Here is a 15396-nt window from a genome sequence, read left to right on the forward strand (position 1 = left end):
GAGCATGTATATTATGTTGTTAAAAACTCATCACTGCGGCAGACTTACGAAAGCAGACGTTGGCCAATCTGTTATCCTAAACGGTTGGGTACAACGTCGTCGCGATCTTGGCGGCGTACTATTTATCGATTTGCGCGATCGTTCCGGTATTGTTCAAACTGTATTCAACCCTGATTTCTCCGGTGATGCTCTAGCTATTGCTGACCGTGCTCGTAACGAGTTTGTGCTTGCTATTCAAGGCACAGTTGTTGAACGTGATGCGGAAACTTACAATGCAAACCTGGCAACAGGCGAAATTGAAGTACGCGTTACGAAAATCGAAGTATTGAACGCTGCGAAAACACCTCCGTTCCCAATTGAAGATGGTGTTGAGGTTGATGAGTCGCTTCGTCTGAAATATCGTTATCTTGATTTGCGCCGTCCGGAAATGCAAAAGACATTATTTCTTCGTTCGAAAGCAGCGAAGGTGTTCCGTGATTTCCTTGATGGAGAAGGCTTTATTGATGTAGAAACACCAATTCTAACGAAAAGCACGCCAGAAGGCGCGCGTGATTATTTGGTACCGAGCCGTGTTCATGAAGGCGAATTTTTCGCATTGCCGCAATCACCACAAATTTTCAAGCAATTGCTAATGGTAGGCGGTATTGAGCGTTATTATCAAATCGCTCGTTGCTTCCGCGATGAGGATCTTCGTGCTGACCGTCAACCAGAATTCACGCAAGTCGACGTTGAAACTTCATTCTTGTCGCAGGATCAGCTGCTTGCAATGATGGAGGAGCTTACAGCGAAGCTGCTTCGCGAGACTGTTGGAGTAGAACTTGAGCTTCCGTTCCAACGTATCACTTATGCAGATGCAATGAATAAATACGGTTCGGATAAGCCTGATCTACGTTTTGGACTTGAAATTGAAGATATTACGGATATCGTTTCTGGCAGCGATGTGAAAGTATTTGCAAGTGTAGCAGCAGGCGGCGGAGTTGTTAAAGCGCTGAACGCAAAAGGCTGTGCAAGCTGGAGCCGTAAGGAACTTGATGATCTGCAACCGTTCGCTGCGCGTTACGGCGGTAAAGGACTTGCTTGGATCACAGTGAAGGAAGGCGAATGGCGCGGCCCGATCGTGAAATTCCTGAAACCGGAGGAAATCGCTGCTCTTACAGAACGTTTGCAAGTTGAAGAGGGAGATTTGCTTACATTCTCCGCTGACAAAAAGAAAGTTGTTGCAGATGTACTAGGCAACCTACGTTCGAAACTTGGTAAAGATCTAGGCTTAATTGACGCATCTAAATTCAAATTTGCATGGGTTGTTGATTTCCCATTGCTTGGCTGGGATGAGGATGCAAAACGTTATGTAGCTGAGCATCATCCGTTCACTCGTCCAAACGATGAGGATCTTCACTTCTTCGATACGGATCCAGGACAAATTCGTGCGCAAGCTTACGATCTCGTTCTGAACGGATATGAAGTAGGCGGTGGTTCAATGCGTATTTACCAACGTGCAGTACAAGAGCAAATGTTCAAAGCGCTTGGCTTCAGCATGGAAGAGGCACAAGAGAAGTTTGGCTTCTTGCTCGATGCATTCGAATACGGAACACCTCCACACGGCGGTATCGCATTCGGTTTTGACCGTCTAGTTATGCTTCTTACTGGCCGTACTAACTTGCGTGAGACAATTGCTTTCCCGAAAACAGCGAGTGCAACAGATTTGCTTTGCGATGCGCCGTCTGAGGTAGAATTGTCACAGCTTGAACAGCTGCATATCCGTACAGTGCTTAAGCCTAAGCAGCCAGTTGCCGCAGCAACAGTATCAGCAGCAGCTACTGAAAACAGCGAAAAATAATCGTTTCATGCAAAGGAGGCGGCAGCCAGATGCTTCACCAATTTTCACGTACTGAGCTCGCTATCGGTCCAGAAGGACTTGCGCTAATGAAGGGGAGCACGGTTGCCGTGCTCGGAATCGGCGGTGTCGGCGGAATAGCGGCTGAAGCGTTGGCGCGCACTGGAATTGGTCGTATTATTCTGATCGATAAGGATGTCGTCGATATAACGAACGTCAATCGGCAGGTTCATGCGCTTACAACAACAGTTGGTCAGCCCAAAGCAGATTTGATGCGCGACCGGATTAAGCTTATTAATCCGGAATGTGATGTCATCGCTATGCGGATGTTCTACACAGAGGAAACGTATGAGCAGCTGTTTGCTTTTCCACTTGACTACGTTGTTGATGCATCGGACACGATTTCGTATAAAATCCATTTAATCAAGCAATGCTTGGAGCGGAAAATTCCGATTATATCAAGTATGGGTGCTGCGAATAAGATGGATCCTACAAAGTTTCAAGTGGTCGACATTTCCAAGACACATACAGACCCTCTTGCTAGGGTTATTCGTACGAAGCTTCGTGCGGAGGGTATCAAAAAGGGTGTAAAGGTTGTTTTCTCTACAGAACTTCCGATGAAGCCGCGTGAGGATGTAACGAAGCGTATTGTGCCTGATAACGCTCCTGAAATCCGTAAGGCGAAGCAGCCTCCAGCGAGCAATGCTTTTGTTCCGCCGGTTGCTGGCCTTATTATGGTCAGTGTAGTTGTTCGTGAGTTGCTTGAAACAGGCGGAGTTAAGCTGTAAGAATGGAAAACAATATCGACTGATCAAATGAAGTATTAAAAGAGGGTTATCGCAATCCAGCAGCAGCTGGTGAGGCGGTAACCCTCTTTTGTAATAACTACGGATTCGACATTTACACTGGTACGCAGGAACACAGATACACAGATACACAAATACACAAATACATAGATACACAGATACACAGATACACAGATACACAGGTACTCTGAAATAGGGATAATGATTTTTAATAAGCGCTTCCGCATCTGATTGTTTATTAGCTAGGCGTGTACTTGTATAGTTTCAAATAATGCAATTAAACGAGGGAATATAAAAGTGAGTTGCGATTTAGTTTCAGTAAATGAAATTAGAGGCTAGTTTTGATCGACCGCACCGCCATTCCCATTGAATTAGCCGCAGAATCTGAAACTAATACCACTCTTTTCGCTGGATGACGCTGTTTAGTTTCAGAATATAGAACTAATTAAAGTTGAGGAAGCTTCAAGCTGTTGGACGAAAAACAACCTTTTAGGGGGAAATTAACAGGCCAAGTTTATTAGCTTAACAGATAAAGCGTGTGACGTTTGTGGCGAACAAATGTGCTTGTATGCTATGATCGAGACAACTGATAGGAGAAGGTTGGGGAATGTAATGGACTTATTTTCATATCAAGATGAGGAAAAACCGCGTGCCAAGCTGCTAGCTGATCGAATGCGGCCGCAAACGCTGGATGAATATATTGGACAAGAACATATAGTGGGCATGGGGAAGCTGCTAAGACGTGCAATTGAAGGCGATCAGGTATCGTCTATTTTGCTGTATGGGCCGCCAGGCTGTGGAAAAACGACGTTGGCGCATATTATATCGCTGCGGACAGCTGGTGAGTTCATAAAGCTAAATGCGGTTGATGCCTCTGTTAAGGACGTTAGGGAAGTTATCGATATGGCTCGCACGAATAAAACGATGTATGGGAAGAAAACAATTATTTTCTTAGACGAGGTTCATCGCTTCAATACGGCAAGACAAGATGCTCTATTACCCGCTGTTGAACAGGGCATCATTATTTTTATTGGGGCAACGACTGAAAATCCGTTCCATCATGTGAATGGCGCCTTATTGTCGCGGTCTACTCTATTTCAACTGGAAGCGCTCGGCGAGGAGCATGCTTATGAAGCGATGCGAAGAGCGCTGGCTGACAGCGAGCGAGGTCTCGGCTTCATGGATTTGCATGCGGATGAAGACGCGTTGCACCATATCGCTGCAATGGCTGGAGGGGATATTAGGAGAGCACTTAATGCGCTTGAGCTTGCTGCGGTAACTACACCCTCTGAGATGGATGGCTCCGTACGTCTAACGCTGGAGGTCGCTCAAGAGTCGATACGTAAACCGACTATTCGTGCAGATCTGTCAACTCAGTATGACGTTTTGTCTGCATTCCACAAAAGTGTTCGTGGCTCAAGTGATGCGGCACTTTTCTGGTTTCTATACGCTATTGAGAGGCTGGGTATGGACCCGATGACTTTTATTCGCAGGCTAATTGTCGCTTGCAGTGAGGATATCGGGCTAGCTAATCCACAGGCGATGATACAAGCAGTTACGGCAATGGATGCTTATCATAAAATTGGTTGGCCGGAAGCGAAATACAATATTTCACAGGCCATTTTGTTCGCTGTGGAAAGTCCAAAGTCGAACGCCACAGCAGTGGCTATAGGAGCCGCGGAAGCAGCGATAGAACGAGCTGGAGATACTTCGGTGCCGCTCCATCTGCGTGACACGCACTATCGCGGTGCGCAGCAGCTAGGTCACGAGGGGTATAAGTATCCACATGATTATCCGAATCATTATGTGAAACAGCAATATTTACCTGATAATTTAGGCGGTATAACGCTATATAAGGCATCGGATCAAGGGATGGAAGATAAAATTAAACAAAACCAGCAGCGTCGAAAGGGTAAGTGAGCTGCGTGGGATAGTCTCAACATAAGAAAAGGCCAACCAGCATTCCCTGCTGGTTGGCCTTTTCATGATAAGTGAGCTATTTTGATTTATGCAATTGAGAACATGAGCCCGAAATATCCGAAGACAGCAGTAAGAATACCCATGATAAAGGCCGGAATTAAGCGATTCGACCGATACAACCAGACGATACCGACAGCCATTAATGCGGAAGCCGCAAACATTAGAATGCTTTCCATATGCAAAGTGAATTGAAGGTTTATATCAGGACTAAAGCTGCCTTTATAAAATGAAGTGAATAATGGTGAAGGGGATTCGCTTTGAAGCGTCTCCCTGACTTTATGCGGCGGTGATTGTTGACCGAGCACAGCAGTTGAGCTAAGGACCAGTAGTGCGATTATACTCTCAGCTTTTAACCAACGCTTCGGATTAAAGGAAGGTTCGGTCTTTGCTATTTTTTTATAGCCAAATCCATTTGTATAAGCAAACAGCAGTAAAGGTAAGATGAGCAAATGTTTAATAAGTAATATTTGACCATATGGCAGCATCCATGCGTTCACATACTCAGGAGTAGTGAATGACATGAGCACAAGCCCAGCAAAAAGAGTTACTAGAACTGAGATGATTGCAACAGGCGAAAACCAGCGTAAAAAGGCGGACCAATTCGCGTTGTCTTTGGAAAACCAGCTTACGACAAACAAGATTCCAATCCACACGCTAAACGCGAGGAAATGTGCGGTATGTGTTACAAGTCCTCTGAAGCCGTACAGCGAGGAAGCGTGTCCAGCGTACCCAAGCCACACGATCAGCAAAAACGTTACGAATAACGCTACCTTTGGCATATGCTTGTCATTTTGAAATGATTTTAATCCAAGCAGCAGAGCAAGACCGATGGATCCAAGCGTTGTCYATAGCCAAGCTTTACCTGTATTAATGTCGAGTATAATGCTCTTTAGAATGGATCCATAAGACATGTCGAAATCTTTTGCAAACAAAATCGCAAGGTTATGAATAGGCATATACGACAAAATCGGAATCGCAATAGCGATTCCGAGCAATAGACCATTTGGAACATGAATGGCAGGTCTTTTGCTAGCTGGTACAAGCTTGAGCAGCAAAGCGCCTGTCATTATAGCGAAGCAAATATAGAGTAAGCCTTCGCTTATATAGGTCATTTTTTCCGCCTCCGTGATAACAGTACAGCTGCAGCCCCGATAATGATAACGCCAATTATTATAGCAGCCATATAATTTGTACTGGTTTTATCAGTATCCGCATTCACGTTAGGTGTAGGCGGTGATGTCGATTCAAGCGGATTAGGCGTTACTGATGGATCTGCAGATTCACTTGGGTCTGTCGTCTGAGTGGGGTTTGGTGATGCATCTGGCTCAGTAGAAGGAGTCACCGTGGGAGCGGGTGCTTCTACACTAAAAGAATAATCACCTTCAACAGAATGTCCGTCAGCGCCGATAATGGTCCATTTTACAGTGTAGATACCATTAGTTAGTGGTTCGGTGATCGCTCCGCTCATTTTCGTGCCGTCTACGATTGCCTTATCTGTTGCAATTTGTTCACCAGCTGCGTTTAGCAGCTTGAAATTGCTAAGCTTTTCTACCTTCGTATTAAAAGTTAAATCGATAAGCTGCGGTGATGTTGTAACGGTTGCATCCTGAGCGGGTACCGCTATTTCTAACTTAGAATGAGCCATAGCCACGTTGGGCATGAGCCATAGAGCAGCTAAGAAAATAAGTAATATTCTTTTCATTATGAAGCCTCCTAGACATATTTAAGCAAAAACTCGTTTCAAAAGTAGTCGCTTTAAGGGTACAGCTTGAATTATAACAGATACTGAAGTGCGATACCTTAGAATAAGATGAGCTTTTGGCAACGGGGTATGAACATTTAATGACTAACAATTATTTAGCAGGACTAAAAACATGAAAAAACGCAAGTGAACAGCGTATAAAGTCTAGCCTACTGTGAATAAACATGAGTAATAGTCTATTCCCGAGGGAGGTGCACCTGTCATCGCATGAGGAGCAGTACAAATGCGATTGTCAGGGAATCGTTGGAAGATCCTTTACCGCTAAGTTTATCATTAGCTCTTATTTTGTTTCTCGTATGTATGAATGGTTTTTTTGTGGCGACGGAGTTTGCAATGGTTAAGGTACGAGGAAGCCGGATTGAAAGGCTTGTTACCGAAGGACATGCACGGGCGAAGTTAGCCTCTCATTTGACTAGTAACTTAGATGCCTATTTGTCTGCCTGCCAATTAGGCATTACGATTGCTTCACTTGGTCTTGGATGGATCGGTGGGCCTGCTATAGCGACAATGATTGAGCCAATTATTGTGATGCTGGGAATCGATAATCAGACGTTTATACAATCCATAGCAATCGTTCTTGCATTCATCTTCATTACGGGACTTCATATTGTACTAGGAGAATTGGCCCCCAAAACCATAGCGATTAATAAGTCAGAGTCGATTTCGCTGCTAACGGCTGGGCCACTTATATTTTTTTACAAACTAATATATMCATTCATTTGGGTGTTAAATGMTACTGCAAATTGGCTGCTGAAAATGATCGATATTGAACCGAACACTGGAAAAAACTCGGCACATACCGAAGAAGAAATAAGAATACTGATGAAAGAAAGCCATAAAAGCGGTCTTATCGATAATACGGAGCTAACCTTGATGGATAATATTTTTGACTTCTCCGATACGAACGCACGAGAAATTATGATTCCGCGAACGGAAATGGTTTGTTTAAATTTAACCCTATCGCTGGAGGACAATAAAAAAATAGCGTTAGAGCAAATGCTAACCCGGTATCCAGTATGTGAGAATGATAAAGACAACATTGTTGGATTTGTTCATATAAAAGATCTACTAAAAGATACAGCGCATAGCCTGCGAGATATTAAGCAAATTACGAGACCGATTACAACAGTACCAGAGTCAATGCGGATTAGCACGCTGCTTAAACTGATGCAGAAGAGGAAGTCGCAAATCGCAATATTAATTGATGAGTACGGCGGAACATCGGGACTAGTGACGCTTGAGGACATCATGGAGGAAATAGTAGGCGAAATTCAGGATGAATTTGATGAAGAACGGGAGCAGCTAGAAAAAAGAGAGGATGGGTCCTACTCGATCAGCGGACTTATGCTCATTGAAGAAGTAAATAGCTATTTTGGTCTCGATATCGATACAGATGATTATGACACCATCGGGGGCTGGATCTACTCACGGATCGAAATTCCACCTACTTCTAATCAGCGAGTCGATTATTCCGAGCAATGTGAGTTTATCATTGAAGAAACTGATCATTTGCGAATAACTCGTATTATCGTCCGTAAGCTTGGCAAAGCAAAAAGAGGCGATGAAGAGCAGAAGCTAGGGTAAGTGGAAAGTTAAAAGGAAAACAAAAACAGCCATTCAGGTATAGCAATCCTGAATGGCTGTTTAGTTATTTATCCGAAGAAGAAAGCAAATGGCATTTACGCTTACTTCTTGCTTATAATCTCAAAATTAGGCTTTACATTATTGAAATCCGGATTCTCTCCGCTAACCATTAAGCCCATGCCCCAATCGAAGTGGGTATCAACAGTTGGAACATCCGATGCGTCACGGTATTGGAATAGAACGTTTCTGCGTGTTCTCTCACTGCGGTTCACGTTAGAGCCATGAATGGTCAGATAATTGAAGAACAGTACATCACCCGCTTTAGCTGGGCAAGCGGTTCCCGAAGAAATCGGGTGTTCCTTATGATTAAGGAAGTGCTGGCCGACATGCGGTATAGCGCCCTGCTTATGTGATCCGGGAACAACATACAGACAGCCATTCTCATTGTCTGCATCATCCAAGTGTACGCTAGCAGCAAGCATGGAATGATCACGGTGTGGGAAATATGGGTAATCCTGATGCATCGGAAATGCGGCGCCGTTCGCTGGCGGTTTCACCAACATTTTGGAATGGTGAAGCTGCACGTTAGGTCCTATGATACCTTTCAAAACGTCAGTCATATTAGGATGAATTACGGCACGCATGAAAGCGGAATCATGATAATGTACATCATGGAAACCTTTGAGAACCAATTTCTTGAGCTCGTCTGGAGGTAAGAAGTCACCCTGCCAAGCAGCATTATGATCCATTTTCGCGTGAGCCGCTCTTAGAATGATTTTCTCAACGGCTTCGCGCATCTCAGCTACTTCCTCTTGATTGAATACCCCTCTTACTAATAAATAACCTTCTTCTTTATAAAATTGTACATCCTTTTCAGTTATCATGTTATATCCCCTTCTCGCTTTTTGGTTGTGAATATGTTTTGATTATAGATGGGTTATAGAGAAGCTGTATTTGCATGCTGATGACATCTTTTTGTAATATTACGCCAAAGGGGTTATTCATACTTATGTATCACTGGACTAAAAGCGATGAACGGCTAAACCGCTATGCAGGGTTATTAAAGGGGGAGTGTCTTACCTTTCTTATCCATTACTGGGGTGCAGTTGAGCATCTGGCAGCTAACGTTGTGCATAAACATTCCTATTACGAAATTTGTTATGTGAATGGAGGTACTGGTACTTACTCAGAAGGAGATTCAGACTATCCTTTATATGAAGGTGTTGCCTTTTGTTCACGGCCGAATATCTATCATCAGATCAGTAATGTAGACGGCCTGGATTTACTATACGTAGCTTTTGAACCGAATGAAAAGCAGTCAACGCAGGAGGCATTCGTGCTTTATTTGGAATCATTAAGTCAAGGTACTACTTGGTTAAAAGAAACAAATGCTTTGCCTACTATTCAGATATGGAAATCTTTGATGGTCCCAGCTGAACTTGGCAGAGCTTTGCCAGTATCGCAATTACCTCGGCTCGCCTATGAGTTAATTGTTTCGTTTACATCTTTATTTGGTACGTTGCATAGCCCAAAGCTTGCACCGATTTCATCGAATACAGCACTCCTTATTAACAGAGCTAAGCTTTACATTCGTGATAATCTAGACCGCAATTTGACGTTGCCCGAAATCGCGCGATATTTAAATGTATCCGAGCGTCATTTATCTAGATTGTTCGCATCCAGTATCCATGAATCATTCTCTTCTTTAGTTCGCATGGAACGGATCCGAGCCGCTGAGCAAATGCTTATGAACACGCAGTTTCCAATCAAGGAAATTGCCGAGCGTACTGGATTTTCATCTATTCACTATTTTACCCGATCGTTTTCTCAGATAAAAGGTATTCCTCCAGCAGCATTCCGGGAGGCAAGCCGGCGAAGCACTGGAATGCATGATTAAATAGTGATAAGGCGAAAATTAGATAGATATACGAAAATAGTTTATTGACCTTAATAGCGCTTCCACTTAAAATAGAAGAAAGACTAAGGTGGAAAAAGGTAATTATAGGATAATAATGGATGACGATAAAGCCTCGATACTTAATAGGTATCGGGGCTTATTCCATATAGAGCCTTATAAGCTGAGGAATACGCTTTCTAATCATGCTTGAAGCATATGACAACAAACATCCAGAAGAAGAGCGAGGGCTAATAAATGATGAGCAAATCATGGTTTAAACGGTTGCTGCTGTCGTATTTACCGATATTTATTATCGTGATTACCTTTATCTTTTTCGTGTTTTTCCAGCTTATTAGTGAACAGGGCCGGAAAGAGGCTATTAATGCCAACCGTATGTTGTCTTTGCAAGCAATGCGATTAATTGATACCTCCTTAAGAGCCATCGATAATATGGTGATGAAGGAATCCAGCAACAATCAGCAGCTCATCAATTTTTTTAACAGTAATGAGGGCGGAGATCCTTATATCAATATTAGTGCGGTTTTGAAAATGAATGATATGATTGCCTATTACCCGCTTATCGATTCGATATATCTAGTTCGTTATGAAGACCAGGTTGTGCTCAGTAATGCGACCAACGGATATATTGGCACATATCCCGACAAAGGCTTTATTGAGCAGTACCGATCAACGATTTCTAAAAAGTGGACAGACTCTCGGACATTCCAGCAATTTACTACGCTGAATGGCAAGAAGGTTGTCAGCCTAGTAAGGGGAGCTCTCTTCATGACGGACGAAAAAGGTTTGATTGTAGTAAATGTATCAACGGATGCATTACAGCGTTTAGTCAATGAGCTATATGATTCAAAAGTTAGCTTTATCCAAATAAAGGATGGAGCGGGCAATGAATTACTTAAGCAGAATGAACCTGTAGATTCCATGCGTATCTATGCGAATTATAAGTCGGGCTACTCGAATTGGTCCTATATTAGCGGATTTGTTCAAGGTACTTTCATTCAAACGGTATCCTTGCTATACAATGCTTGGTTTGTAATCGGACTTATCATGATAGGTGTAGGTCTTATTTGGATGATCTACATATCGAAGCGCAATGCTAGACCGGTGGAGCAGATTGTTTCACGCGTTAACGGGTACATGCTGCCGCTAACCAGGGGCAGGTCGAATTCTGGACGAATCGATGAATTCGTATTTATCGAATCGGCGCTCGATAATTTGTTGGAGGAGGCAAGAAAGCATCAACAGCAAAACAAAGAGGATCTTCATTTGCATACGCGCAACCTATTCCATCAGCTAATTGAAGATGATACAACGCAGACTCTGGAGGATTGGCGACGTGAAGCGGAGCGATTGCAGCTGCCTGCTCCTTCAGAGAGTCATACTCTTATTGTGTTGGAAATGGATAAGTACGGTCAATTTTGCAGTAGTTATTCGCGGAATGATCAAAATCTGTTGAAGTTCGCCATGCGAAGCATAACGTATGAACAGTCTTCCCGATTTGGATACAAATGCTGGGCGGAATGGACAGCATCCTCTCGTTTAAGTGTAATCCTTTTTGGAGAGGGAGGAGAAATTGATATCAAAATGCTGCTTCAGCTATGTGATAGTATCCGGGCTTGGGTAGAGCAGAATATGAAATTTACAATCAGTATAGGCATCGGGGATCCAGCTTTGCATCTATTCGAAATCACGAAATCGTTTAAGCAAGCATCGGAAGCACTTAATTATAAGATGGTACTTGGCGAAAATCGTCTCATTACTCGTGAAGATATGATGAATCAAGGTCAAGTTGAAGTGTATTCCTATCTTGGAATGATTCGTTCTGCTGTATATGCGTTCCGCAAATCGGACGATAGCTGGAGAGAGCAGCTGGATGATTTGTTTAGCCAAATGAAGCAGGGCTTGATGACCAAGGATGAGATCATGAATATTATGAATTATTTTATCTATAGTTTGGGTCGTGAAATGGCGGGACTGAGCAAGGAGTGTCAGGTTATGTGGTCAGCTGAAGTCCTTCCTAATCTGACCGATAAATTGGATAAGTGCCATTCCTTTGATGATATGTGTCAAGTTACTATTGGTGAAATGATGAATCTGTGGGGCATGCTTGAAGACTCTCGGTACAATGGTCAGCACGCGGGTATCATTATGGAGATGCGTATCATTATTGAAGCTGAATACGTGAATCCGAACATGTCACTTGAATACTTAAGCGAGAAATTTAATATTAATGCGAAATATGTAAGCAAGCTGTTCAAAGAGACAACCGGACAGAAGTTTCTCGATTTCTTAATCGACATCCGCCTGAAAGAGGCAAAAAGACTTTTGACCACAACAAGGAAGCCTATTCAGGATATTGCAATTGAGGTTGGATACACGAGTGCGATATCATTCACTAGAATTTTTAAAAAGGTCGTAGGATATTCGCCTGGCGAATATCGTTCAGAGACGTTGAAGCAGCTTAACGGGTGATAGAACATAGAGTTGAAAACGGTTAAGCGATAGAAAAATGTTAATCATTTATTCGGAAAATAGTTGGAATAATGGCGGCAGTACCTGCTGTATAGGGTACTGCCTTTTCTTGTGCAGCCACGGCCGCGAAAAAGGTTAAGTATGATATTAATGTATCTTGTGCCTTAGTGATTAAACTTTATACAATGGGCACATGAAAGCGTAACCAAATTAGAACATGTAAAAAGGAGGCAAGCCCTTGTCCAAACTTAATCCAAACCTTAATCCAAACCTTAATCCCGAATCGTTAGCAATCATTCCAACTGCGAGGCGCAACCCGACCTTACGCAAGCTGAAGCGTCATTGGCAAATGTATCTCCTCATTCTTTTGCCAATTGCTTATCTCGTTATTTTTAAGTATATACCGATGGCTGGAATAGTGATCGCCTTCAAAGACTACAACGTAATCAAAGGTATCTTTGGAAGCTCATGGGTAGGATTGAAATACTTCCAACAGTTTTTCGACTCGCCTAACTTCTGGCTATATATGAAAAACACGCTTGGTATTAGCTTCTATGGCTTGCTTGTCGGGTTCCCTGCACCAATTATATTGGCACTTGCACTGAATGAAGTAAGAAATGGCATCTTCAAGAAAAGTGTACAAATGGTTTCTTATGCTCCCTATTTTATTTCGACGGTTATTATGGTATCCATTATTATTGTTAACTTGTCACCCAATGTAGGGATGATCAGCAAGCTGTTTCAAATGCTGGGCGTGGAAAATACAAACTTTATGGGTATCCCGTCTTTATTCAAATCCATTTATGTATGGTCTGATGTCTGGCAGCATACCGGGTACGGAGCCATTATCTATATTGCTGCACTAGCGGGCGTCAATCCTGAGCTGCATGAGGCGGCGAAGGTGGATGGAGCATCCCGAATTCAAAAAATAATTAACATCGATATTCCAAGTCTCATTCCGGTATCCGTTATTCTTATCATCCTTAACCTGGGTAATTTGATGAAACTGGGCTTCGAGAAAATATATCTGATGCAAAATCCACTTAATCTTGCAACTTCAGAGGTCATATCTACCTATGTGTACAAGGTTGGCTTGCTGGGCTCGAGTTTCAGCTTCTCGGCAGCTATCGGTTTCTTTAACTCAATCATTAATCTGATTCTGCTAGTCGGTGTTAACTATATCGCTAGAAAACTGTCCAATAACAGTCTGTGGTAATTAGGAAAGGAGATCATATGGCAAAAAACGTATCCATTCGGGAGTCTAACGGAGACCGCATTTTTTTGGTCTTAATCTATGCGTTTCTGACACTTGTTCTAGTAGTCGTACTGCTACCGCTTCTCTACATCGTTAGTTCGTCATTCAGTTCGCCGCAAGCTGTAGTTTCGGGTAAAGTATGGCTGATCCCGATCGATTTTACACTGGCTGGATATGAGGCTGTGTTCAATAATCCACAGGTTGGTACAGGGTTTCTGAATTCTCTCTTCTATACGGTTGTCGGCACTATTATTAATGTGGCCTTGACTGTAATGCTTGCTTATCCACTCTCAAGGGGAACGTTCTATGGTAGGAATTTCTTCATGGTGCTGTTAGTTATTACGATGATGTTCGAAGGTGGACTTATTCCGTATTATTTGGTCGTAAAGGAACTGCATTTGCTGGATACCCGTTGGGCTATGATCTTACCTGGAGCACTTGCTGTATTTCAAGTTATTATCGCGAGAACCTTCTTCCAAACGACAATTCCGACGGAGCTGTCGGAAGCAGCTGATTTGGACGGCTGCAGCGATATTCGTTTTATTCTCCATGTCGTGCTACCGCTTTCTAAGCCCATATTAGCCGTCATGATGCTTATGTATGCGGTAGGCCATTGGAATGCGTATTTCGATGCTCTTATATTTTTGCGAACTCCAGATCTGTTCCCTTTGCAGATCGTGCTGCGCAACATTCTAATCCTTAATACAGTGGATGCGTCGATGATGGCTAATGCCAATCAGATGTTGGCCCAACAGGGATTAAAGGATCTGTTGAAATATTCATTGATCGTCGTTGCAAGCGGACCGGTACTCATTATCTATCCATTTGTACAGAAATACTTTGTCAAAGGTGTCATGATCGGTTCGTTGAAAGGCTAATCAGGCATAACAGCTTGAAGGAGGTGATGGGTCGCCTTTAGAGCCGAGGCGGTCGTTCAGATTCGGAAATAGCGCCATTGTATGTCACAGGGAGTGTCAAGGATATAACAAGGAGGAGTCGTTTCGATGAGAAAAGGTTGGAAAAAATCAGGTGTGGTCTTATTGTGTGTCGTACTTAGCTGTGTAGTTTTCCTTGCAGCATGCAGCAAGGAAACGGAGAAGCCTGCGAATGGTCAAACGGAAAACGTAAAGACAGAGAACAATAATGTAAAAGAGGATGTCTTTACAGAAGTAGGTTCGTATCCGATTGTTAATAAACAGCTGACGCTTAAGATGTTTGCCCCTCAGCTACCTACAATTGAGAACATGGAGACTAACGCATTTACGAAATTTCTGGAAGAGAAGACAAACATCAAGATTGCTTGGGATCTCGTTCCTAACAATGCACTTGAAGAACGCAAGCAGCTGATGTTGGCCAGCGGCGACTATCCGGAAGTTATTTTACAAGGCAATCTGACTAGAGAAGAACAGATGAAGTATGGGAAGCAGGGCGTATTCATACCTTTGAATGATTTGATCGAAAAGTATGCACCTAATATCAAACAAGCGCTTGTGGATGTTCCTTATATGAAATCAGCGATAACAACTCCAGATGGTAACATATATGCACTGCCGCAAATCAATGAGTGCTATCATTGCGACAACGCCTTAAAGCTATGGATTAACAAGGCGTGGATCGATAAGCTTGGTCTTCAGATGCCAACGACAACGGAAGAGTTCTATCAGGTGATGAAGGCATTCAAGGAACAAGACCYGAATGAAAATGGAAAGAAGGATGAAATTCCGCTTACGGGATCTGATGAGATGTGGGTAGGAAACATATCTGCATTTTTAATGAATTCTTTTATTG

Annotated in this window: 12 protein-coding genes; 9 read left to right on the forward strand and 3 right to left on the reverse strand. The window is 43.0% G+C overall.

Features of this window, described 5'->3' with window-relative positions:
* Positions 1 to 13: 13 nt before the first annotated feature.
* The 3 genes from aspS (at position 14) to AC1DWN_RS07340 (ending at position 4560) form a co-directional block, all read left to right on the forward strand.
* Positions 14 to 1837 carry an aspartate--tRNA ligase gene (gene aspS, locus AC1DWN_RS07330; RefSeq protein ID WP_477558247.1) on the forward strand — a complete coding sequence of 608 codons (1824 nt, stop codon included), beginning with the start codon at positions 14 to 16 and terminating at the stop codon, positions 1835 to 1837.
* 29 nt (positions 1838 to 1866) lie between these two features.
* Complete coding sequence (locus tag AC1DWN_RS07335) at positions 1867 to 2622, forward strand: tRNA threonylcarbamoyladenosine dehydratase (RefSeq protein WP_477558248.1); 756 nt, start codon at positions 1867 to 1869, stop codon at positions 2620 to 2622.
* Positions 2623 to 3252: 630 nt separating this feature from the next.
* The gene (locus AC1DWN_RS07340) at positions 3253 to 4560 is read left to right on the forward strand and encodes a replication-associated recombination protein A (RefSeq protein WP_477558249.1); all 1308 of its coding nucleotides are present in this window, start codon (positions 3253 to 3255) and stop codon (positions 4558 to 4560) included.
* 86 nt (positions 4561 to 4646) lie between these two features.
* On the opposite strand, the gene AC1DWN_RS07345 is transcribed toward AC1DWN_RS07340, so the two are convergent.
* Both AC1DWN_RS07345 and AC1DWN_RS07350 read right to left on the reverse strand, forming a co-directional pair.
* Positions 4647 to 5732: a copper resistance D family protein gene (locus AC1DWN_RS07345; protein ID WP_477558250.1), complete on the reverse strand. Its 1086-nt coding sequence runs from the start codon at positions 5730 to 5732 to the stop codon at positions 4647 to 4649.
* Positions 5729 to 6322 (reverse strand): copper resistance CopC family protein, encoded by a 594-nt coding sequence (locus tag AC1DWN_RS07350; protein WP_477558251.1) that lies wholly within the window; start codon positions 6320 to 6322, stop codon positions 5729 to 5731. Before AC1DWN_RS07350 ends, AC1DWN_RS07345 begins: the two co-directional genes overlap by 4 nt.
* Before the next feature lie 267 nt (positions 6323 to 6589).
* On the opposite strand from AC1DWN_RS07350, the gene AC1DWN_RS07355 reads away from it, so the two are divergent.
* Positions 6590 to 7966, forward strand: a complete 1377-nt coding sequence (locus AC1DWN_RS07355; protein ID WP_477558252.1) for a hemolysin family protein — start codon at positions 6590 to 6592, stop codon at positions 7964 to 7966.
* A gap of 101 nt (positions 7967 to 8067) precedes the next feature.
* Here the strand turns inward: AC1DWN_RS07355 and AC1DWN_RS07360 are convergent, their stop codons facing one another.
* Positions 8068 to 8850 carry a phytanoyl-CoA dioxygenase family protein gene (locus tag AC1DWN_RS07360; RefSeq protein ID WP_477558253.1) on the reverse strand — a complete coding sequence of 261 codons (783 nt, stop codon included), beginning with the start codon at positions 8848 to 8850 and terminating at the stop codon, positions 8068 to 8070.
* A 125-nt stretch (positions 8851 to 8975) separates the two neighbouring features.
* Here AC1DWN_RS07360 and AC1DWN_RS07365 point away from each other — a divergent pair, with 125 nt between their 5' ends.
* The 5 genes from AC1DWN_RS07365 to AC1DWN_RS07385 form a co-directional block, all read left to right on the forward strand.
* Complete coding sequence (locus AC1DWN_RS07365) at positions 8976 to 9863, forward strand: helix-turn-helix domain-containing protein (RefSeq protein WP_477558254.1); 888 nt, start codon at positions 8976 to 8978, stop codon at positions 9861 to 9863.
* A 255-nt stretch (positions 9864 to 10118) separates the two neighbouring features.
* Complete coding sequence (locus tag AC1DWN_RS07370; protein WP_477558255.1) at positions 10119 to 12353, forward strand: helix-turn-helix domain-containing protein; 2235 nt, start codon at positions 10119 to 10121, stop codon at positions 12351 to 12353.
* 292 nt (positions 12354 to 12645) lie between these two features.
* Positions 12646 to 13569, forward strand: coding sequence for an ABC transporter permease (locus tag AC1DWN_RS07375; protein WP_477558258.1), 924 nt, complete (start codon positions 12646 to 12648; stop codon positions 13567 to 13569).
* A 17-nt stretch (positions 13570 to 13586) separates the two neighbouring features.
* Positions 13587 to 14486, forward strand: coding sequence for a carbohydrate ABC transporter permease (locus tag AC1DWN_RS07380; protein WP_477558256.1), 900 nt, complete (start codon positions 13587 to 13589; stop codon positions 14484 to 14486).
* Between the two features lie 126 nt (positions 14487 to 14612).
* The coding region (locus AC1DWN_RS07385) for an extracellular solute-binding protein (RefSeq protein ID WP_477558257.1) at positions 14613 to 15396 on the forward strand (784 nt) is incomplete at its 3' end.

The organism is Paenibacillus sp. P4_A7, assembly GCF_056402455.1.